Source organism: Zobellia russellii (genome assembly GCF_018728565.1).
In the GTDB taxonomy this organism is placed as follows: domain Bacteria; phylum Bacteroidota; class Bacteroidia; order Flavobacteriales; family Flavobacteriaceae; genus Zobellia; species Zobellia russellii.
In genome coordinates, this window is record NZ_JACSOI010000003.1 from 62,291 (window position 1) to 84,130 (window position 21,840).

Below are 21,840 nucleotides of genomic sequence, written 5' to 3' on the forward strand. Positions count from 1 at the left end.
TTCAAAATGAAGGTATATGAAGATAAAATCGAGGAATATACCAAGAGGCACAATCCAATTTGGCCAGAATTAAAAGAAGTACTTAAGAACCATGGCGTTCGTAATTACAATATTTTTTTAGATACCGAGAGCTGTTTTTTGTTTGGTTACGCCGAAATAGAATCGGAAGTAAAGTGGAATGAGATAGCCAATACTGAGATTTGCAAAAAATGGTGGCAATATATGGCGACCCTGATGGAGACCAATGAAGATAGTAGCCCGGTCTCTACTGAGTTAAAACATTTATTCTACATGGAGTAGTCTGCATAAGACGAGGTTTGTTTATAGCATTAACTATATGTTTAATCGATAATATTAATAATTTATGTTACGCACTAAAGAGGTATTGCTGGGTTTGGGAGTCTTGGTAATGATGGTTTCCTGTGGGAATAAAGAAAAAAAAGTAAAAAGCGAAGTAATTAAAAAACGTCCGAATATAATATTTATTATGGATGACCAGCATAAGTACGATGCTTTGGGATTGATAAACGAACAAGTACTAACCCCTACGTTGGATAGTCTTGCAGCTAGCGGTACCTACTATAACCAAGCTGTTTGTCAGGCTCCAATGTGTGTGCCTAGCCGTAATTCAATAATGTTCGGACTCTATCCAAATCAAACAGGTGTTTATCGAAATACACGAGGTGGTGTAAGCGATGATAGTTTGCCGGGAAAGACAATGGCCCAATATTTTAAAGATGCCGGGTACGAAACAGCTGGTTTTGGAAAAACCCATTGGGGAAGGTATAAAACCGGGACTAGGGGATTTGAAACGAGGTATGTATCGGAAATTGCCGAAGACGGAGCTATTAGTATGCAAGATTTGAACCCTGAAGCCAAACGAAGATATAACGGGGAAACAAAAACAATGGGGGCCGGAGAAGAAAATAACTTGGGTTATCTTGGTTTCACCAGTGAACTTCCAGAAGAAGATCATCGTGATGGTTGGATAACAAAGCAGGCTATCGAGTATATAAACAAAAGAGAAGACGAACGTCCGCTGTTTTTTTATCTCTCATATATGAAACCGCATGCCGGACATAATGTACCTAAAGGTTATGAAGATTTATATGATGTAGATAACATTTCTTTTCCCGAGCAACCAAATTGGGATAAAGATTATTCGCCACATTCGGAAGGGATCAATAGAAGGGAAATGTATGAAAATTACTGGAAAGACGCTTCTGAGGAAGATTGGAAATTAATGACAATGCGTTATTATGCCAATGTAACATGGATTGATGATATGATGGGGCGTACATTGGATGCTCTGAAGAAAAAAGGAATTTTGGATAATGCCATTGTAATTTATACTTCTGATCACGGAGAAATGTTGGGTGAACGGTACTATAGGTTTAATAAATATAATTTATATGAATCAAGTGTTCGGGTTCCGATGATAGTATCGGGTTCGGCCTTGCCCGAGTCGTTTAAAGGAGGGAAGGTAAATAGTCACCCTACAGAAAACATTGATATTTTACCAACGCTCTTGGATTTGGCGGAGATAGATATGGAAAAAAAATTGCCAGGAAGGAATCTTTTGGAAAATAAGCCAAGAAAAGCAAGTTTTTCAGCGCTTCATGAGCGTGAGGGCGAAGCTGCCTTTATGTGGAGGACGCGTCAATATAAACTGATACTTGTATTTCACCGGAAAAAGGAGGCTGCCGATTATAGGAAGGAAGATATTATCACGGGAGAATTTTATGACCTGCATAATGATACCAAAGAGTGGTATGATTTGTATGGTAAAAAGGAAATCCAACCTATACAAGAACAATTTACGAGCGAGTTATTGGAACATTTACAATCAATGTAAATACAGGGCTCTTGCATGTTTGGGTACTGTTACTGATTGTTATAAAATAAAAAGTATAGAAAATGACCAATCAAAAAATGACTCTTGGAGAGTTTATTTTTGACAACCAATCCGCTTTTCCTTATTCTACCGGTGAATTGTCAAAACTTATTAATGCCATACGTTTGGCCGCAAAGATTACGAATCACGAAGTGAATAAGGCGGGATTGGTAGATATACTTGGTGATGCAGGAAATACTAATATCCAAGGAGAAAATCAACAGAAGCTGGATGTTTACGCAAATGTGAAATTTATACAAACCCTTGTTCAAAGAGGTATCGTATGTGGAATAGCATCTGAAGAAGAAGAAAATTTCATAGCCGTAAATAGTCATGATGGGAAAAACAGCAATCAATATGTAATACTTATTGATCCTTTGGACGGCTCTTCAAATATAGATGTCAATGCATCTGTTGGAACTATATTTTCTATATATCGAAGAATTTCCCCCATAGGCAAACCGGTAGAATTAAAGGACTTTTTACAAGCAGGAAATAAGCAGGTTGCCGGGGGATATGTTATGTACGGCACATCTACAATTTTGGTCTATAGTACGGGGCGTGGTGTTAACGGCTTTACCTTGAATCCGGCCTTGGGAACTTTTTATCTTTCACACCCAAACATGCAGTTTCCTGAAAATGGAAGTATCTATTCGGTTAATGAAGGTAACTATGTTCATTTTGCCCAAGGGGTTAAAGATTATATAAAATATTGCCAATGCGAAGAAGAAGATAGACCTTATTCTTCGCGGTATATTGGTTCGTTAGTTTCCGATTTTCATAGAAATTTGATTAAGGGAGGTATCTATATGTATCCTAGGATTGGCCCAAGGCAGAAAGGTAAGTTAAGATTGACCTATGAATGTAATCCAATAGCATTTCTGACCGAACAGGCAAATGGTGTTGCAACTACTGGATATGAAAGAATTTTAGATCTTAAGCCTACTGAATTACATCAGCGCGAAGCCCTGTTTTGTGGGAGCAAAAATATGGTTGAAGATTTAATTCATTTTGTACGTAGGGACACAATGTAATTTTTGATTGCTCTTGGAAGAGTAGCCTCTAATTCCGAAGATAAATATGTATCACGTAAATTAATATACAACTACTATATCTTATAAAAATTAAGTATATGGAATTGATTGTTGCATGTTAGGGTGTTTTTGTTGAATTTTTTGAAAACAATAACCCTAGTAATTTCCGGATTAATATTATTTGAAATCATTTTGTTAGATTTGTTTTATTGAAAGCTTTAAACGCTCTCGTTAGTGTCTTAATTGATGTCTTTTTTTAGTTGATTAAGTGTAAAATATTGGTTTTAAGGATGTTGTGTGGGTTTTTTGTTAACTCTGTCATCCCGACAAATTAAGGTGTTTAAATACGATTTTAATGTAAAAACACAAAAGTCAGTAAATTTTTACTGGCTTTTTTTGTTTTTTAATGAGAAAAAGTTTCTACTCTCCCTTTTTGTAAAACATCTCTATTTGAATAAAGTAGGTTTTATAGCACTTTGGATGATTTTAAATTTAAATATGCATTTAGAGTAGTTTTGCATAAGATTTTCAGGTAATTTTTTTTCATAAGGGAGTATATGCTGGATTTATATTTACACTTTATAAATGCCAAGTTGACATTTACATTGCTCAATAACGTTAATTTTTCTCGATAGCGTTAAAATTTATTCAACAATAATTTTATTTTTAAAGAAAAAATTATGTTGAGATTAAGGGAAGATAATCCCTTGGAAATGCTACGTCAATTTTCAGTTTACTATGATGGCGACCTCATTGAAAATTTGGGTGCAGCCAAAATGTCAATTGATAATGAGCATGGTAAAGGGTACGTAAGTTTATATGAGTTGATGCCAGGTCTTACGGCATGGGTGTATAATATTGAGTTTACCCAAAATTTAGTAATCAATATGAACTTCTCCGAGGATAGACCCTATTACTTTGGGTATAACGTATCAGGTCACCAATTGCAGAAGTTTCCTAATGAACCTGAACATAAGAAAATAAGGCAGGGGCAAAATTTTATTATTGTTAGTGAACCTAATACTAGCTCAGAATTTATTGTACCAAGTAATATTGCATATAAATGCTGTTATATTATTATCAATCCTAAGGAATTGGCAGAGGGGAATATAGCTAGTAAAAAAAGACTTCTTCAGGAGTTGGAGGCGAACTTTGATAATAAAACTAGTAAACACCCGTATAGATATTTTGGTGACATTGATACTAGGATTGGAACTTACGCCTCAATCATTGTTGAAAATTTACGCACAGACGTGGTTGGTAGATTAATTACGGAAGGCACTGTGCTCAGAATGTTGGGTTCGCAATTAGAGGCACATCAACATGACCGTAATAATGAAGAATTTCGACCTGTTTTAACTAAATCTGAGCTTTCCAGAATAACCCATGTTGGTGACTATGTGATCGAGCGTATTGCCGATAAATTTACCATAGATGATATCAGCCTCCACTTGCGTATTTCACCAAAAAAGCTTCAAAGCGGAATTCGTTTCCTGTATGGGTATTCTGCAAATGAATATCTCACAAAACTTCGTTTGGAACACAGCAGGGAGTTAATGCATTCAACCGAAATGAATATCTCAGAGATATGTCTTGCGGTGGGTTATCAGAGTAAAAGTTACTTTTCTAAGATTTTTTTGGATATGTACGGGTTTAGCCCAAGTGTTTATAAAAAGAGGTTTGAAGACGCCAATTTACTTTTTGATATAAGCTACCGCTCATTAGCTGTAGATACTACTAGCGGAAAGGATGTTGATGCTATTATTAAAACGGCAAGATCCTTAAACCCTGAATTTAATATAACTGGCTGTATCATTTATCACCGTAATATATTTTTCCAAATTATTGAAGGTCCCAAAAAGGATATACTAACGTTGTTTGATAATATCAAGAACGATGAGAGGCATAAGGATATTAAGGTGATGTGGAAAGGTTACAAAATAAGACGGGAATTTAAAAATTGGGCATTGGCAACAATTAGTGACGAGGGTGTGTTAGATGTGCAAATTCAAGGAAGTGCCAAGAGTTTAGAACTAAGTAATGTTTTGGGTAAGTTGGACAATAGTGCTATAGACTCTGAAAACTTATGGCGAAAAGTTAGAAATATTATAAAAGTCCATACGGATAACTCCGCTGCTTGACTTCTATTAGTTACACTAATTTTAGATTTTTCTTTCTTTTGAACAATTCGTCTATCACCAATTTTAATTGATTGTGCATTTTATTTATAGAGGTCTCTTTTGTTAAAAAAAACAAGGCTCCCATTTCTAAACTTTTGCGTCGGTCTTCTTCCGATGAGGAAGTAGAATAGATTACAACCGGGATTTTAGTTAGTAATTGGTTTTTTTTAAGATGTGTTAAACATTCAAACCCGTCCATTACGGGCATATTTAAATCTAAAAAAATTACCTTAGGAAGTATACCCGCAGATAAAGTATTCAATATATGGGTCATTAGTAATTTTCCATTAGGAAATATTTCCATATTTATCTCAGGGAAAATATCTTGCATGGCTTCAGCAAAGAACATTCTGTCATCTTCATCATCATCTGCATACGCCAAAGGACTAAAAACACTGTAGTTGTTCATAAATGTGATTTTGGGGTATTTGTGATTTCTCACTAAATAAATGTAGTATTTTTAGTAAGCCTCTTATAACAATATACGATAAATATATAACACTATTCGGATTGCCGTAAAACAGGTTGTTTCACTTTAAAACTGGAACTCATTATTTTTATTTTAGAGCAGATGTATGGGCAAACCCTTTTCGCAATATGATAATGATAGCAAACAATTTTTTCAGATAGTTTTCCACCTGATATAGTTAAACATCAAAAAGCTATCTCATTAAATTTCGTGTAAGTATTAAAGTCTAATTATAACTTACAGTAATCATGAAAACTCCAAAACTACTATATGTATTTACACTATTTATGTTTCTAATAACTTCATGCAGAGAAAGTACGGAAAAGTCGTCAACCCCGGGAAGTGGTATGGATGGTGTTAAGGAAACACAACAAGAGGCCATGGAACGAGAAAAAAAATGGAAAAGCGAAGAACGTCTTGGAGCGGATACCGTAAATATAGATAGTGCAAAGACTAATGGAAAATTGAAGGAGTAGCTCTATACCTACACTATACATTTTCTAAAATTTAGTAATTGATTTTTTTTTGAAAAATGCAGCATATCTCATTGATTGTTTTAAGGACAATTTTCCATCACCAAGAATAGAACTGAGGATATTATCGCTTAAATCAATATGTTCCTCCCCAAACCATTCAAGGGTAAAGGTATACCAGGTTTCACTTATTACTTGTACCCGAGTATATTCAACCTGACATCCAGATGCATAATCTATTGATAGTGGTTGTATCTCTAATTGTCCATCATTATCAATAATATTAAGGGCCAATCTATTTTTGGTTACCTCCAACCATTCGTTATTATCACAATCGGGTAAAATACTATTTTTAATTTTTGGGTCGTCCACTGTAAAGCTCCATTTTAGCCAGTTTTCACAGTATCCCATAGCTGTATGTACACGCGTTCTTGCAAATGGGACAGGTTCTCTTTGCTTAATTTCAATTCTATTTTCTCTAAACTTAATATTATTGTTTTTAGTAAGCTCGCTGAAAATAAAATTGTAATTATCTTATCTTTTTTTTCAATATCGCGGGCTTAAGCAAGCGGAAGGTACAGTCTGAAAATAGCTCCTTTACCTAAGCTGCTATTGGCGGATACGGCACCATTGTGGTTAAGCGCTATTTTCTTAACAATAGCTAGGCCAATACCGGTTCCTTGGTATTCCAACTTACCATGTAGTCTTTTAAAAATCTCAAAAATTCGTTCCTCATGTTCTTTTTCAAAACCTATACCATTATCGTGAAAACTGAGCTCTTGGTAGGAAAGTTCAGAATCCAATAACACATTTTTTATTTTGGAACCATGAATAGTTTTTACTTTGATATCAATTTGTGGAGGAGTATTTATCTTTGCAAATTTTATTGAGTTTTCGATTAGATTTTGAAAAACTTGTCTTATTTGAAAGGGAATTACTTTTGCTTCACCAAGTTCATCGTATGTAATTTGGGTATTGGTCATTTCAATCTTTTCAGAGAGGTTCTCAATTACCTGTTCTAATAATGATGTCAAATTCTGAACTTCAAACTCTTCTTGTTGTTTAGAGGTTCTTGAAAAAGCCAATAAATCTTCAATAAGGGTTCGCATACGTTCTGCAGCCGATATAACTCGGTCAAAATATTGCATACCTTTCTCGGACAAATTCTCCGATTCCATTTTTAATATGCGACTGCTCATCATCTGTATTTTGCGCAGGGGCTCCTGAAGATCATGACTTGAAATATAAGCGAAAGACTCCAACTCATCATTACTCTTCTCCAGTTCTCGTACGGTATCTTCTAATTTTTCATTTGCCTTTTTTAATAATTCTGTCCTTTCGAGTACTTGTTGCTCAAGTTCCTTTGAGAAGTTTTCTAACTTTTGTCTTGCCGCTACACTATTGGTTACATCTGCAACCGTTAACATAACCCCGGAGATTGAACCGTCTAACTCTTTAAGAGGTATATAATCAAAATCTACATAATACTCTTTTCTAACACCATTGCTTTCTACAATGGCATGAGATTCTTTAACAGACACAGGCTTACCGGTCTTAATAACCGAGCGTAGATAGGTAGGATATTCTTGAGAATTAAGCTCAGGAAACACATCTAAAAGATTTTTGCCTAAAACCTCTTTCTTTTTCTTCCTCCAAAAGTGGTTCAATAATACCTCATTAGCCATCTCGATTTTTAAATCGGTGCCTCGTAATATTCCCATAGCAATGGGTGATTGTAATACTAAATTCTGAAATTCGGCTTCACTTTCTAAAACATGATGACGTGCAATAACGGATTCCGTTACTTCTGATGCAACGCATAAGATTGTGGCAACATTACCTTTGTCATCAATTGAGGGGCTAAATATAAAATTGAAATAGGCTGTAACTGTCTGCCCGTTACGCACCAGATTAAATGGGTATTCCATACCCGTTTGAGCAGTCTGCGTTTGAATAACGTTTTCAAAAATGGGACGAAGACCTGCTTCTATCTCTGTTAAAACATTAAAAATGGACCTTCCTTCAGCAAGATTTCTATTTGTATTCCAAATATCCAGAGCCTTATCGTTTACTAACTCAACCTTAAAGTCTTTGGCATTGATTATAGCGATACCTACAGGCACATCCTGAACAAGATTCCGGAATTTTTTTTCACTATCTTGAATTTTTTGTTGGGCTTTTTTATCATCGGTAATATCCTGCAAAATACCATTAAAGCGATATGCTATATTTTCATTGTTAAACCAGCTTCTGCCAACTGCCCTTACAATTCTTGTTTGTTTGGTCTTTTTATTTTGAATCGTGTAGCATATATCATACTTGCCTCCCGAGGTATGGTCTAGTGCCCTAGCAATAGCTTTGGACACGCGTTCTTGATCTGATTTTTGTATGGCGGCTATGGCATCATTCAATTGAATATGGAATTCCATAGGCAGGCCAAACCATTCTTTAAGACGCTCGTTACTTTTAAATTTATTGGTAAGCGGGTTGTAGTCCCACGTACAAAGTTCGGCAGCATCCATGGCAAACTGAAGATCACTTTCACTTTCTTCAAGATCTTGCATTGTTTTTACACTGGCCGTAGTTTCGGAACAGGTTACCAAAATTCCGTTTATTTTTCCTTTCTCTTCTTTTATGGGACTATAGCTAAATGTCCAATAAGCTTCTTCAATAGTACCGTTTCTGTAGATTGGTATAAGTTGGTTTTCGCTCCATGTTGCCCCATTTCCTTTTAAAACATTCTGTAATAGGGGGTATATAGTGTCCCAAATTTCAGGCCAGGCATCCTTGCCTTTCATGCCTAGAATGGAAGGGTGTTTTCCATCTTTGCCTAAGCTAACCCTATAAGCGTCATTGTAAAACCCAATATAATCAGGACCCCAAAAGACATACATAGGAAATCTTGAATTTAGAACAATACTTAATGTTGTACGTAAACTTTGTGGCCAGGTACTAGGAGAGCCCAAAGCAGTTGACTCCCAATTTTTGTTACGGGTCAGTTCTCCCATTTCACCTCCGCCTTCCATAAATGGAAAAGTATGTTCCGTTTTGGCTTCCATAAAGGTTAATATTTGAGAACGAAATTATTGGAGGAAACTTCCTGACGAAATTTAAAATCTATAAACTCAATGCACTTTGTAAGAGCTAGTTTTAATTGGTCAAAAGTATTCGGTTTTTTTAGATAAAGGTCCGCGCCCTTGCTTTGTAGTTCAAGAACTTTTTTGGAATCTATAAGGGTGGAATAGATAATAACCGGAATCTGCGTAAATTTTGATTCTAGCCTAATATCGTTCAAACATTCTTCACCGTTCATCATGGGCATATTCAAGTCTAGGAAAATACAATCGGGTAGTTGTATTTCGGCATCCAGTAAATTTTTCATTAAATCAACACCGTTTTCAAATGATTTGAAAACGATATTTATACCAATATCGTTTATGGCTTCCTCAAACAATTGGCGATCATCGTAATCATCATCGGTTAGAAATATATTATATGTTTTACCACTCATCGTTACTATGAAAATTGAAAGGTTAAAAATTTATGGAAGTGCTCATAGGTTATCGCTTAGACTAGGCTTATTTGCAATTTCTAGAGAACTAATCATCGTCTAATCTTGTGGTAGATGTTTTCATAGATGGAAACTGGATTAATATATTCTATAAAAATATATAAGGTTGTCAAAAGTTTTGTAACCGAATAAATTTTTATTTGACTTGATAGAATATAAGTTTGAAAAATTTACTTCTATAATATTCATTTCATTGGAGCTGTTTCTTAGGGCCAACACGCAAAGCATTTGTGTAGTTGAGAGGGAATAGTGTCATTTTTTGATCCCTTTAAAGGTTTCTCAAGATAGGGTTGGTCATCAATCAGACCCTTGAATTTGATGGCATACTCATGAATATTTGATTTGCGTTCCTGTATTTTATTTATGATTTCTTGGCCTTCCAAATTGAATATTTCTGTAGGCCAAACTTTAAAAGCATTTGTAATGTTCTGATCAGTAAGTCTGGTTTCGAGATATTTGGCCTCTTCTTCAAAAATTCGCCTATCTATTTCTTTTAAAAAATATACATCAAAATCCATTATTAGCCCAGGGAGATAATCAATTTCCTTTTCAAAATTTTGAAGATCGGGAATAAATACTTCGTTAGAAATAATAGTAGGAACTATACCTTCAATTTTAAAAAAGGCATTGTCTCGGTCGCAGGGTAGTGGTATTGCTTTTAGTTTGTCGTTCTTTTTCTGTATAATCCAGCCCCATTGCTTTGCATGACGGTCCCAGTCCCCAATTAATAGATCAAATAATCTAGACCTGACCAATAAGTTTTGGTCAATGATCAGATTTTTTCCATACTCTAGTTTCAAAAGTTGGAGCTCTTCGGTATCTACCACTTTCCAAGTGTTGGGTATATCACTCCATTCTGCATTGCCGGAATCTTCGTGTTCTAACAAGTATAGTCTATTACCGTATTTGGCGTTATATTTATCTAGTGTTGATTGTTTGGGAATGAACAAAAGCTGTGGCCTAGTTGATGAAATACCCACATCTTTAGCCAACTGCGCGACAACCAATGCCGCATATGGATGTTGAGCGGAAATTCCATCTACAATAATATTTTCTAAGCCAAGAATCCGTGCAAATTCGGGGATTAAAGGTTCTGGGTTTTTGGTAACACTCCGTAGGGTAAATATAGTACCATTGGAGGTTTTTAATTTTAAAGAATGGGTTTGTTGCCCCCCGCCTTCATCAATAATTGTAAGACCTCCTTTTAAAGTATCCAAGAAAGCAATAGGAACTTTAATAGGTGTTTCCCATACCTTACGGTACTGTTCTCCTTGAATTATTTTTTTTAATGAATTGCCTTTGTATAAAGTGCTTGCAGCTACAAGTACCGAATCGTAATCACGAAAATTTACGGATTCTAACTGGTAAATATTCAAAATTTTGCAGGTGCTAAATTCTTTTTCAGTTGTGGATACAGAAAAATAAACGACTGTAATAAACAGAATCGCAATTGCGACGAAACCTAATATTATTTTTTTTAGCATGGTTTAGTTTTTCCTTCAAATGAGCTAATCTTAATTACTAGTTTATGCAAATAGAAAAAAGAATAACTGCTTCAAGGATTGTATTAAGGTGATTATGGTTAACTGGTTTCAATTTAGTGAATAGGGTGATTCTTTTAAACGCTATCAAAATAGTTGTTGACCTAAAAGGACAGCTTAAAAAAAATTGATTTGCTTCTTTTTGTATTAAAAAAAAACTCATTTACAATAAGGCCTCCCAGTAGAAATGAAGAATTTAGAAAAGACATGGCGAAGGAATTTTCTATTGAAATTCCAGCTTTTAAGTAAAATGAACCTTTTAAATATTGATTATGAGTACTGGAGTTAATAAAGAAGAGATGAAGGCTAGTGAAAGTGCCCCTATGCCTACTAAGCAAAAAGATGATGGGTCAGTAAGAAACCAGACTACCAATGTTCCTAGAACCCGCTTTCCTTGGGTAACTATCATTATGGTAATTGCCTTTTTAATGGTTTTTTGTGTTATTTATTTTGTTCTGGACTCTGCCTCATAAGAAAATTCATTGAGTTAAAAGCTGATAGGGGACGAGTTGCGCAATACCTGTGTACATTGCAGAACTAAAGGAGATATAATAAAATCTTTGTTCACCAGCGGTTCGTGCATATACACTGCATTAAGCAACTGTATAGATTAAATTATCTATAAAAACTTGTGCTTTTAATCCTTGCCTGCACCCTGCTATAGTTGACGCAGTATCCATACAAGATGGCTAAAGAAATTTAAGAATGTATACGGAACAAGGTGTCCGGACATGTATAAAGATTAACTGTGAACTAAATAGTATATTGAGTTACTAAATAAGAATTATTCATTTTCAGCTACCCATTTTTCATATCTGATAAATTGTTCATCAGATAATATATTCTTCATTTGTCTAGAGCGTTCACTTTCAAAACTTCCTAGCATCTCGCCGTTTGGCATATTTCGCTTTTGACTTTCGAAATTTTCTATAGCCGATTTGTAGGAGTTGATTTGTTCTTCGGTCATATCCAAATGTGAAAACAATTGCGAATCTCCGGAGGTAATAATTTGATTGTGTTGCGCATTGGCTTGTAGGTTATTCATGGCTCCTGTAGCTCCGTTAGCTTTGGCGACGGCTCCACCGGATATTTGGGAATCAGAAGAAGTAATGCCAATTGAGGTCTCGGTATTTTGTTTCTGGGCTATCACGGAGTTGTTATTTGTCGCTTTTTGCTTGGTGCTTGTGCACGCTGTGAAGCAAATTGTGAGTAACGTTGTACCTATTATATTTTTTAACATGGTTTCTATATTTTAATTATACTAAAATTAATCTACAGATGAAGAAAGGATAGATGTTATTAAAAACAATGTTAGCTCAGTTGATTAGTAAACTGTGATTGTTCATATGGAATGGACTGTCTAATGGAATTTAACTTAGTGAAGAGATTTTTAATTACTCCGTTAATTCGCCCAATTCTAAACTAAGTTTTTGGATCTCTTCTGAATATGTCTATTAGATTAAATATCATTATGCAAAATATAACCCATATGAATCCGGCTATGAACCCCCCGGCAATATCTGAAGGAAAATGAACTCCCAGATAAATTCTACTGATTCCAATGCTCAATATGAGTGCAACCAAAAGAATAATCAAAGGGATTTTAAAAAGTCGGCCCATTTTTAATTTAGAGCATAGATATATTAGAAAACCATAAAATGCCATTGCGCTCATGGCATGACCGCTAGGGTAGCTTAAAGTTTCAACCGAAACCAGGTGCTCAATACCCGGACGGGCTCTATCAACAAATCGCTTTAATACCATATTAGAAATCGTAGCTAAAAAAAGAACAATAGTAATCTGTGAAACATATTTCCAATTTTTATAAACTACGGCAGAAAGTAATACGCCCAGACCAAGAATAATCAGATAGCCATATACGTCTCCTACATGGGTAATGAATACAAAGAAATTGGTAAGATTTGGTGAGCGATAAGAAATTATATAATCCGTAATACTAGTGTCATATGCAGTTAGGACTTCGTTTTTTAATTCTTCGGTAAGTTCCACGAACAAATTAATGCCACCTACTACTATAGCTGTAGAAGAAATAACAGCAATGATATAGGGTAAATAGGTACTATACTTTTTGTAGTGAAGTTCAAGAAACCCTCTTAACTTTTGAATTAATTGGTATAATTTTTCTTTCATCTTAGAGTTTTAGTCAAACTAAACATACGATTACGACGTTGAGGGCAGTTCATATATATTCTAATATTTAAAATTAAGATTCTTCTTGAAACTGAATGCTGTCAAGCTCTTTCAGAATAGCTAGCCCGTATTCAATCTTTGCACAATGTTTCTTTAGAATCACCACAATTCTGGAAGGTAATTTCGTGTTGGAAAGCATGCTATTATATTCATCCACAGCTGCTTTTTCAGCTCTTAGAGCTTCTTTCAGTATAGTTTCATCGTCAGTTGCGGCTTGTATAGTTTTAAAATCTATACAATTATATACTAAATCTTCCACCGTATTTTGTAAATCTTTATCCGAAATATCACAGCTGTTCATTTCCTTGGTGAGCTCTATTTGGAAATCTCTTCTTTCATTTTTTCTAACATCAAACCATTGGGTCAGGGACTCAGCAGTTACTTTTTTAGACGCCATAAAAAAAACTCTTTCGGCCTGTATGTTCTTATTGATAAGACCATCAAGAGTTTTTGTAGCAAGTTTTGTCATCATAATTTTACCCTTTCATTCTGTAGCTTTAGGAAGAGATTTTAATTGGACCCGCATCAATTTTTGAGGCGCGTAATTCTTAATATTTAATTTTTTGAACCGATACAGGTACGCTGGAAATAGTGTGCCTATCACCCTCCAATTATCTCCCCGCCATTAATATGTAACACTTGGCCGGTCATATAACTACTATCTTCACATGCCAAGAATACATAAGCTGGCCCAAGCTCAGAAGGTTGTCCTGGACGCCCTAAAGGAACATCTTTGCCAAAGCTCTCTAGTTCTTCCTTATCAAATGTAGCGGGAATAAGCGGAGTCCAAATTGGTCCGGGAGCAACAGCGTTGACCCGGATTCCGTCTGCAGCCAAATTCTTGGAGAGGCTTCTGGTAAAGGCAACAATTGCCCCTTTCGTGCTTGAATAGTCTATTAAATGTTCAGACCCTCTGTATGCCGTTATGGATGTTGTGTTTATGATGACATCACCTTTTTTTAAATGTTGTATTGCTGCTTGTGCTATATAAAAATAGGAGTAGATATTGGTTTCAAAGGTCTTATGTAGATTCTTAGTTAGAATATCGTCTATATTTTCGGAAGGAAATTGCATAGCGGCATTATTGACCACGATATTAATTTTTCCAAATTCTTTAATTGTTTTTTCTATAGCTTCTTTGCAGAATTCTTCGTCACGTACATCACCTTTTAATAAAAGACACTTTTTTCCCTCTGCTTCAACCGTGTTTTGCACTTCTTTGGCATCTTGGTCTTCTTCCAGATAAACTATTGCAACGTTAGCACCTTCTCGTGCAAAATGTACTGCAACACTTTTACCAATACCGCTATCACCTCCCGTAATTATAGCTACCTTTCCTTCTAATTTGTTGCTCCCCTCATAATCCTTGCGTATAGTTTGTGGTGTTATTTCCATAGAATGTTGGTTGCCCGGTTGCTTATACTGCTTTTCTTTGGCAAGGGTCATTTGGTCATCTATTGTAGAGACCACATCATCAATTCTAGATTCATTATTATTATGTGCGTTAGTAGCGTTTTTATGTATATCCATGATTCAATATTTTGGCGAAGATTATTTGGTGTAAACAACCATAAAAGTGAAATTTAGCAACAGATAATCTTTGTGTGATTTTAAAATTTTACATTTCTAGAATTAAATTTACATTATGGGAAAAAATAGGATGAACCTTATGCAATTTGAAAATATCCCAAATGAATTTTAATCTCGAAAGACCCATCATAAGAGAATTTCTTAAATAAAAATTATAGAAACATTCTAGAGGTTCTTGGAATCCTATGTTATAAATGGGAATGAGGATTAAGCTTGTAAATCAATAAATAGCCTATTGGGGAAGTGGTCGTTGTATATTACTTTTTAAAGATATAAGTACGCATTTTAAAATCTGCCTCTGCAAGTACTTTCTTTAAGTGATTGTTGTCCTTGTAAACAGGTGTATCCAAGACTTTGTATTCGGAATGGACTTTAAAGAAATCAGATTTAAAGGGCCAAGGTTCTACGGTAATGGAATTATCTTCTTTTTGCCTTAGATAGTACCTTTCGTTATTTATAGTTTTATTGATTTCTACTTTACGACCAACTTCCGGTATTTTGTCTTGACTTAGAATTAAGGAACAGCGGTCTGAAAAAAGCAATATATTATATAATTCGTCTTCAGTTTTTTTTGATATTGCATAGAGTTTTCTTTGAGTTGAGCGTTTAGAGTCTATTTCTGAAAGGAATTGCTTCAAAGGCTCGTAATCACCTGCTAACGATTCATAAAGGAAGGATAGGTGCCGGCCAATTAAAAGCGCGATTAACTGAGATTTTTGCATGGAGTTCTCAAACACTCTTTTAGCATGTTCTAAAGCATCTGAAGGGGAATTAGTATCCATTGTAAAATCTTTAGGACTACCATTTTGTGTCAAATAATTATGTTCTTCAAAATTTAAAAGATAGTCATCATGCTCTACAATAGCTGTTAGGGCATCAACCCAAAAACTTTGTGTTAGGCTTGTCTCTAATTGAGATGCTATCTTTCCAGCAAGAAGGCCATGAGCATATTGAGATATAATTTCCCAACCTGTTAACGTGTGTTTTACTATCATAAAATTTCATTTACTTTTCTCAGTAGTCTAAGTAATATTAAAACCTAGCAAAATATTCTAGTATGCAAATAGTGAGACTCCGATTAAAATTATCTAACAAGTAACAGTCAATTTTAGCAATTGATTCTTAAATCTTATGACCCAAAAGAAATAATTTCTGTTTGGAATAGATATTGCAAATCACTTTTAATGGTTTAGCAAAATTGTTTGGGTTGGTTCTATTGAGAGCTTTCAAATTTTGGGAATACTAAATAAATGGCAGCTCTTTCCTTCTGGTTAAGAACATTTGAATTTAGAGTTGAATACATGGTCTGTAAAGGCCCAATTCTGGTGTAAGAACAAAAAATTACGGGTCTATTCAAATTGTTTTAAGGACCATGTGTTGTTAGGAAATAATCGGAATTATGTTGATTTGAATCAGTCGCCATTAAATTATTAAAGCTCATTTTTCTGAGTGTCTGGAACCCCAATGATTTGTATATACCTATGGCTCGGGTATTGATTTCCAAAACATGTAAAAACGGAGTTTTCCCTGACTTAAAAATAATATTAGAAGTATATTTAAGTAACTCTTTTGCATATCCGTTTCCGGTGTGTTCAGGATGGGTTACAACAGCACTTATCTCGGTAAAATCATTCATTTGTAGACGTTCACCAGCCGCCGCAACAAGTACATTGTTTTTATAAATCCCAAAATAGCGTCCTAATTCTGCAGTCTTTTTTGTAAAATAACCTGGCTGTACCAAACTAACCAACTCATAAAGTTCGTTCTTCTGTAGATTACTGGTTAAGGATGTTATTTGGTTTTTTAGTTTCAAATCAATTGGAGCTCTCAAAATCATTTGATCACAGATATATTCTTTTTGCAGCGTATAGAGAGGTGATGGTAATGGTTGACTACCTACCACAAAGAATTGTTTAATATGCTGGCTGTATTCTACAATGCTCTGCATTGCTTTTTCAATGGCGTTGGCACCGCCAAACAGGCAATAGTCTGGTTTATAAAAAGCAATACCTTCTCCCAAATGGGAAAATTGTGAATGTGTTTCATTTAATGAATACCATACGGGATTCTTCAATTTATCTTCCATTTAATACGCTTCACTTTTACAAAAGTTAAAAATAAAGGAATTGGGGATTGCTCGCACTGTCTAACGGAAAGAAATAGAATTTTAAACACTAAAAAGTTTATCCATTGGAATTTACAGATAACAATCTTAAAGCGTTAAATTCTATTCGTTCAAATTCATTTATCAAATTAACATATACATATAGTTACTTGGAACGGTTTTTTATTAACTTAACTTTTTTTCGGATAAAGGTGGTTATCCTTATCTCGTATAACTATTGAAAAACACAGGGGGACACTCGTTTCTATGGGGAAAAGATTACTATTTTATATATACTTCGTAAGCATATTAAGCTGGCAGGTAACGGCGCAAGATGAAAGAAAGAAATTAGATTTTTATAAGATTAAGGATGGTATTTCTCAGGTTGGTGTGCATACCATTGCTCAAGATAACAACGGGTTTGTTTGGATAGGTACGCATGGATCGGGTGTGTATCGTTATGATGGAATGGACTATGTCTCTTACAGGCCCAAAGATATTAATCATAAGACGTTGAACAGTAGTTTCGTATACTGTACTTATTTAGATCAACGCAATAGATTATGGGCAGGAACTAATATTGGACTTGCGCTCTATGATAGAGATAATGATGAATTTCGTCATATACCATTAATTTCCAAGGAGAACTCAAAATACGGTAATATAGGGGTTATAAGTTTGCAAGGTGATGGTAAGGGTAACCTGTATGTTGGAACCGGGGAACAAGGGGTATATGTCATGGACCTTGAAACATTAAAGCTTGAGGAATTAGCCTTTAACAACCCCAATTCAGATACTTATCTTGCCGTAAATGAGATTAAGTTAACCAGTTCTGGAGTAATTTATGCCGCTACCAGTGGTGGCCTTCTAGAGGTAGACCCAAGAAACAAGAGGGTAGATTTTGCGCTATTTAGAGATGGAAAGGAGGCAAAGACTATTGCCGTGGGCATACAGTCATTGTTTATAGACTCGGATAATACCATTTGGGCGGGCTCTATTTCTAATGGTATTTATAGGGTAAAGTTGTCTGCAGATAGCCAAACACCTGCTGTAGATAATTTTAAGGTTACATCAAATAACATCTTCGCTATTGCAGAATCGCCATACGATGAGATTTTACTTGGAACGGAAAATGACGGACTTTATAGCCTAAACAAAAATGGAGGTGTAATTCATCATTATCTCTTTGATAAAAATGATGAGAAAAGTATTTTATCCAATTCTGTTTGGTCTTTGTATGTAGATGAAGACCAAAGAATATGGATGGGTTTTTATAATAGAGGTATTGTAGTCCATGATAAATTCCACAATAAGTTTAGTGAAATTCAAAGTATCTATAATAAGTCCAACTCATTGCAAATAAGTTCGGTAACCTCAATTATTGGAGACAATAATGGTAAGTTATGGATAGGAATGGATGGAGGTGGTATTGATGTTTTGGATAAAGCAACTAACTATTTCAAACATATCAATACAGGTGTCCGTTCAGAATACACGGGCTTGACCAGTGATTATATTCAGTCTTTGTTTATGGATAGCCAACAGAACATTTGGGTTGGTAGTTGGGATAAAGGTCTTTACTTTCTAAAAAAGGGAACTACAAAATTCGTCAATTACAAATTTCCTGTCATACGAAACAGAAAAGGCTCCGGCGCTATTATGAGCTTCGCAGAAGACGATTTTGGTAAGGTTTGGGTTGGGACCTTTAATCAGGGTTTGTATTCGTTTCAACTTAATGATAAAAATGAAACCAATATAATTCCTTCATCGTTTGAGCTTCATGATTTGGCAGGGGAATATATAAATAAAGTAGAAGTAGATTCTCAAAATACCATTTGGATAGCAACAACTAATGGTCTGTTTAAATTAGATAAAGATACGGATGATTCTTATAAACTGTTACGTATGAACAATTCTATATCTGCGGATAAGACCGAAAATTTGACCTATTATGACATAGTATCATTGTATGCAGATGGAGACATTCTTTGGGCAGGAACTAGGGGTATGGGGTTATTGCGTTTCAACACTCGGGATAGCTCTACTACTTGGTATAATAACGAAAACGGTTTAAGTATGCCTAACGTTATTGGAATTATTGGCGATTCCAATGGTAATTTATGGTTGGATGGTAATTCGGGCTTAGTATTGTTTGACACTAAAACCAATGAATTTACCAAGTTCACTAAAAACGATGGTTTGGTTTCTAGTGACTATAATAAGAATGCGTTATATAAGGACAATGATGGAAAGTTATATTTTGGGGGAACAGAAGGAATTGATTATTTTAATCCCAATGGCATAAATATATTGGAAACACCTCCTCAGGTCTATCTTAAAAACCTGAAACTATTTAATGAAACCGTGCAGCCTATGGCCGAAGGTTCTCCTTTGGAAAAAGCACTTTCCCAAACGGATAGTATTACGTTAAACAGTAAACAGTCTGTATTCTCCATAGAATTTTCCGGAATAAATTATACACGAGCCGAAGAGAACCAGTATGCGTATTATCTGGATGGCTATGAAACCGATTGGAATTTTGTGGGTAAGGCAAGGAGTGCTACCTATACCAACTTAGATGCGGGCCATTACACATTTATGGTAAAAGCGGCTAATAATGATGGGGTGTGGAGTGAAACTCCAAAGAAGCTATACATAGAGGTGTTGCCTCCTTGGTGGAAGTCCAATTGGGCACTGTTTGTATATGCTCTTATTATTTTGTCCTTGCTGGGGTTGTTAAGGCAGTTTGAAAAAAAACGAATTATAGACAAACAGCAGGTTGAAAACGAACGCCAAAAAAGGGTAAGGGAGGAAGAATTGCACAAAGAGAGAATTCAGTTTTTTACAAATGTAGCTCACGAATTTAGTTCGCCGCTTACCTTAATTCTGAACCCTATTAGAGATATTATAAGCGAACCGAACGCTAATTTTTCCAGCAGGCTTAAAATCAAGCATGCTACTATATATAAGAATACGGAGCGCTTAATTCGTTTGATCAATGAGTTGTTAGACTTTAGTAAACTAGAATCCGACAAAATTAAAATTCATGCCAGCAATCTAAATGTTGTACCGTTTGTAAAAGGAATTGTAGACCATTTTATAGAAGAAGCTTTTTCAAATCATATTGAGCTAAAGGTAAGTTCAAACCAAGATGTTATTAGGCTATGGGCAGATGAAGGTATGTTGGAGAAGATAATTTTTAATTTGTTGTCTAACGCTTTCAAGGTTACACCAGAAGGTGGATCCGTTCACGTTAATATTGAGCAAAAAGAAAATCATGTAGAGTTTTCTGTGTCGGATACAGGGCCTGGTCTAAAGAAAGGGGAACAGGATAAATTGTTTGAAAGGTTTTATCAAGCTGAACCTTTCAAAAAGGGATTCTATAACGGTACGGGTATAGGGCTGGAATTGGTTCATAATTTTGTGAAACTCCATAGCGGCAATGTAGAGGTCAATAGTCAACTGAATTTGGGAACAACCTTTAATGTATCACTTCCACTAGGAAATGCCCATTTTAAAGCTTCAGAAATTCTAACCGAAAACAGTAGTGTGTCGTCTCCAAGACAAAGTTTAGTTAAATCTAGTTTTGTTCCCGAGGAAAACAGTCAGCCTTCATCAACAAAAACAACAAAAACCTTACTTATCGTTGAGGATGATGCAGAACTACGAAATTATTTGAGAACGGAGTTTAAGAGTCAGTACAAAATTCATATTGCAAAAAACGGAAAAGAAGGTTTACGATTGGCTCTGGAACTTCTGCCCGATGTTATTATGACGGATGTTGTTATGCCTGAAATGAACGGTTATGATTTCTGTGAAGCCATACGAACGGATATTAAGACCAGTCATATACCTATAATGATGATTACCGCTAAATCTAAGGTGGATAATAGAATATCAGGTATTGAAAAGGGTGCGGACGTTTACTTGGAGAAACCTTTTGATATGAAATTGGTACAACAACATCTTAAACAGCTCATTCATAGCAGGGAGGTTATTTACAAGAAATATTTTAAGTCTATGGGAGAGATCCAAGATGATACCAGTATTACATCTTTGGATAAAGCTTTTGTTGAAAAAGCGGTGAATTATATTCATGAGAACATCACTAACCCAAATTTAGGGGTAGAGTCGTTGGCCTCGCATTTAAATTTGAGTAGGAGTCAGTTGTATCGGAAAGTAAAAGGACTGACCAACCAAACGGCTAACGAATTTATTAGGAACCAAAGACTTCAAATAGCTAAAAAACTTCTCGAAAACGGAAACAAAGACCTAACTGATGTTTGCTCCAAAGTTGGTATTTCATCTACAACCTATTTCTCCCAAAGATTCAAGGATTATTTCGGAATAGCTCCTATGGATGTGCAAAATAACAAAGCATAAAACTTCATTGCTTATTCCATCCTTTACTGGGTAAATACACCCTTCTAAACAGTAACCCCTTGGATTTTTTTATTAGCAAAAACTTTGTTCCGTTGCAGTAGTTCTATGAGTGTGAAACAAAACTAGGACCCTGTTTCTTGACTGTACTTTATAGTGTGTTCTTTTAGGTACTATTAGCTTCTTTAAAAGACTTAAATCAGCTCTGGTTATTTAGTTTTTCCATAACCCTTTCCGTTAAAATCCACATGTTATCGGTTCAAATACTCATGAGATTGACATGGGTACGCGGTTTTTCTATTCGACAAGAATACAAATGTTGCACAAAAAATTACAAATGTTGCAAAGTGCATCAAACGAGGAATAATTGCAACAAATAAAAGGCTAGTGGCA

The 21,840-nt window shown here is 35.2% G+C and carries 18 protein-coding genes; 7 read left to right on the top strand and 11 right to left on the bottom strand.

The window, feature by feature from the left end; genetic code table 11:
* Positions 1 to 6 precede the first annotated feature (6 nt).
* The 4 genes from rhaM to H9565_RS08405 all read left to right on the top strand — a co-directional run bounded on the left by rhaM (position 7) and on the right by H9565_RS08405 (position 5,069).
* The gene (gene rhaM / locus H9565_RS08390) at positions 7 to 300 is read left to right on the top strand and encodes an L-rhamnose mutarotase (protein ID WP_246560424.1); all 294 of its coding nucleotides are present in this window, start codon (positions 7 to 9) and stop codon (positions 298 to 300) included.
* Between the two features lie 64 nt (positions 301 to 364).
* The gene (locus tag H9565_RS08395; protein ID WP_215438779.1) at positions 365 to 1,855 is read left to right on the top strand and encodes a sulfatase family protein; all 1,491 of its coding nucleotides are present in this window, start codon (positions 365 to 367) and stop codon (positions 1,853 to 1,855) included.
* Positions 1,856 to 1,917: 62 nt separating this feature from the next.
* Positions 1,918 to 2,928, top strand: coding sequence for a class 1 fructose-bisphosphatase (gene fbp, locus H9565_RS08400; RefSeq protein WP_215438780.1), 1,011 nt, complete (start codon positions 1,918 to 1,920; stop codon positions 2,926 to 2,928).
* Positions 2,929 to 3,608: 680 nt separating this feature from the next.
* On the top strand, positions 3,609 to 5,069 hold the full coding sequence (locus H9565_RS08405) for a BLUF domain-containing protein (protein ID WP_215438781.1): 1,461 nt from the start codon (positions 3,609 to 3,611) through the stop codon (positions 5,067 to 5,069).
* Between the two features lie 10 nt (positions 5,070 to 5,079).
* Here H9565_RS08405 and H9565_RS08410 read toward each other — a convergent pair whose 3' ends face one another.
* Entirely contained in the window at positions 5,080 to 5,517 is a 438-nt protein-coding gene (locus H9565_RS08410) for a response regulator (protein ID WP_215438782.1), read from the bottom strand.
* 308 nt (positions 5,518 to 5,825) lie between these two features.
* On the opposite strand from H9565_RS08410, the gene H9565_RS08415 reads away from it, so the two are divergent.
* Entirely contained in the window at positions 5,826 to 6,053 is a 228-nt protein-coding gene (locus tag H9565_RS08415; RefSeq protein ID WP_215438783.1) for a hypothetical protein, read from the top strand.
* Between the two features lie 24 nt (positions 6,054 to 6,077).
* On the opposite strand, the gene H9565_RS08420 is transcribed toward H9565_RS08415, so the two are convergent.
* From H9565_RS08420 to H9565_RS08435, 4 genes are all read right to left on the bottom strand, one after another.
* A complete protein-coding gene (locus tag H9565_RS08420; protein ID WP_215438784.1) occupies positions 6,078 to 6,461 on the bottom strand; it encodes a hypothetical protein in 384 nt (127 codons plus the stop codon).
* Between the two features lie 149 nt (positions 6,462 to 6,610).
* A complete protein-coding gene (locus tag H9565_RS08425; protein ID WP_215438786.1) occupies positions 6,611 to 9,109 on the bottom strand; it encodes a PAS domain-containing protein in 2,499 nt (832 codons plus the stop codon).
* A gap of 5 nt (positions 9,110 to 9,114) precedes the next feature.
* The gene (locus tag H9565_RS08430; protein WP_215438788.1) at positions 9,115 to 9,561 is read right to left on the bottom strand and encodes a response regulator; all 447 of its coding nucleotides are present in this window, start codon (positions 9,559 to 9,561) and stop codon (positions 9,115 to 9,117) included.
* A 266-nt stretch (positions 9,562 to 9,827) separates the two neighbouring features.
* Positions 9,828 to 10,997 (bottom strand): HipA domain-containing protein, encoded by a 1,170-nt coding sequence (locus tag H9565_RS08435; RefSeq protein ID WP_246560427.1) that lies wholly within the window; start codon positions 10,995 to 10,997, stop codon positions 9,828 to 9,830.
* Between the two features lie 437 nt (positions 10,998 to 11,434).
* Between H9565_RS08435 and H9565_RS08440 the strand changes: the two genes are divergently transcribed.
* On the top strand, positions 11,435 to 11,635 hold the full coding sequence (locus H9565_RS08440; RefSeq protein ID WP_215438791.1) for a hypothetical protein: 201 nt from the start codon (positions 11,435 to 11,437) through the stop codon (positions 11,633 to 11,635).
* A 311-nt stretch (positions 11,636 to 11,946) separates the two neighbouring features.
* Here H9565_RS08440 and H9565_RS08445 read toward each other — a convergent pair whose 3' ends face one another.
* The 6 genes from H9565_RS08445 to H9565_RS08470 form a co-directional block, all read right to left on the bottom strand.
* Positions 11,947 to 12,312, bottom strand: a complete 366-nt coding sequence (locus H9565_RS08445) for a hypothetical protein (protein WP_215438792.1) — start codon at positions 12,310 to 12,312, stop codon at positions 11,947 to 11,949.
* Positions 12,313 to 12,584: 272 nt separating this feature from the next.
* Positions 12,585 to 13,313, bottom strand: coding sequence for a phosphatase PAP2 family protein (locus H9565_RS08450; protein WP_215438793.1), 729 nt, complete (start codon positions 13,311 to 13,313; stop codon positions 12,585 to 12,587).
* A gap of 73 nt (positions 13,314 to 13,386) precedes the next feature.
* Positions 13,387 to 13,845 carry a DUF2383 domain-containing protein gene (locus H9565_RS08455; protein ID WP_215438794.1) on the bottom strand — a complete coding sequence of 153 codons (459 nt, stop codon included), beginning with the start codon at positions 13,843 to 13,845 and terminating at the stop codon, positions 13,387 to 13,389.
* A gap of 128 nt (positions 13,846 to 13,973) precedes the next feature.
* A complete protein-coding gene (locus H9565_RS08460) occupies positions 13,974 to 14,819 on the bottom strand; it encodes an SDR family oxidoreductase (protein ID WP_215439459.1) in 846 nt (281 codons plus the stop codon).
* A 401-nt stretch (positions 14,820 to 15,220) separates the two neighbouring features.
* Positions 15,221 to 15,958 (bottom strand): DUF3891 family protein, encoded by a 738-nt coding sequence (locus H9565_RS08465; RefSeq protein WP_215438795.1) that lies wholly within the window; start codon positions 15,956 to 15,958, stop codon positions 15,221 to 15,223.
* A 368-nt stretch (positions 15,959 to 16,326) separates the two neighbouring features.
* Entirely contained in the window at positions 16,327 to 17,049 is a 723-nt protein-coding gene (locus tag H9565_RS08470; protein WP_215438796.1) for a GNAT family N-acetyltransferase, read from the bottom strand.
* Positions 17,050 to 17,334: 285 nt separating this feature from the next.
* On the opposite strand from H9565_RS08470, the gene H9565_RS08475 reads away from it, so the two are divergent.
* On the top strand, positions 17,335 to 21,450 hold the full coding sequence (locus H9565_RS08475; RefSeq protein ID WP_215438798.1) for a two-component regulator propeller domain-containing protein: 4,116 nt from the start codon (positions 17,335 to 17,337) through the stop codon (positions 21,448 to 21,450).
* The last annotated feature ends 390 nt before the right edge of the window (positions 21,451 to 21,840 follow it).

Bases quoted from the DNA above. Each gene is read 5' to 3' on its own strand.
- H9565_RS08405 (WP_215438781.1), top strand. From the start codon at position 3,609: ATGTTGAGATTAAGGGAAGATAATCCCTTGGAAATGCTACGTCAATTT.
- H9565_RS08455 (WP_215438794.1), bottom strand. From the start codon at position 13,845: ATGATGACAAAACTTGCTACAAAAACTCTTGATGGTCTTATCAATAAG.
- H9565_RS08430 (WP_215438788.1), bottom strand. From the start codon at position 9,561: ATGAGTGGTAAAACATATAATATATTTCTAACCGATGATGATTACGAT.
- H9565_RS08465 (WP_215438795.1), bottom strand. From the start codon at position 15,958: ATGATAGTAAAACACACGTTAACAGGTTGGGAAATTATATCTCAATAT.
- H9565_RS08395 (WP_215438779.1), top strand. From the start codon at position 365: ATGTTACGCACTAAAGAGGTATTGCTGGGTTTGGGAGTCTTGGTAATG.
- H9565_RS08440 (WP_215438791.1), top strand. From the start codon at position 11,435: ATGAGTACTGGAGTTAATAAAGAAGAGATGAAGGCTAGTGAAAGTGCC.
- H9565_RS08425 (WP_215438786.1), bottom strand. From the start codon at position 9,109: ATGGAAGCCAAAACGGAACATACTTTTCCATTTATGGAAGGCGGAGGT.
- rhaM (WP_246560424.1), top strand. From the start codon at position 7: ATGAAGGTATATGAAGATAAAATCGAGGAATATACCAAGAGGCACAAT.
- H9565_RS08450 (WP_215438793.1), bottom strand. From the start codon at position 13,313: ATGAAAGAAAAATTATACCAATTAATTCAAAAGTTAAGAGGGTTTCTT.
- H9565_RS08410 (WP_215438782.1), bottom strand. From the start codon at position 5,517: ATGAACAACTACAGTGTTTTTAGTCCTTTGGCGTATGCAGATGATGAT.
- H9565_RS08460 (WP_215439459.1), bottom strand. From the start codon at position 14,819: ATGACCCTTGCCAAAGAAAAGCAGTATAAGCAACCGGGCAACCAACAT.
- H9565_RS08475 (WP_215438798.1), top strand. From the start codon at position 17,335: ATGGGGAAAAGATTACTATTTTATATATACTTCGTAAGCATATTAAGC.
- H9565_RS08420 (WP_215438784.1), bottom strand. From the start codon at position 6,461: ATGGGATACTGTGAAAACTGGCTAAAATGGAGCTTTACAGTGGACGAC.
- H9565_RS08470 (WP_215438796.1), bottom strand. From the start codon at position 17,049: ATGGAAGATAAATTGAAGAATCCCGTATGGTATTCATTAAATGAAACA.
- H9565_RS08415 (WP_215438783.1), top strand. From the start codon at position 5,826: ATGAAAACTCCAAAACTACTATATGTATTTACACTATTTATGTTTCTA.
- fbp (WP_215438780.1), top strand. From the start codon at position 1,918: ATGACCAATCAAAAAATGACTCTTGGAGAGTTTATTTTTGACAACCAA.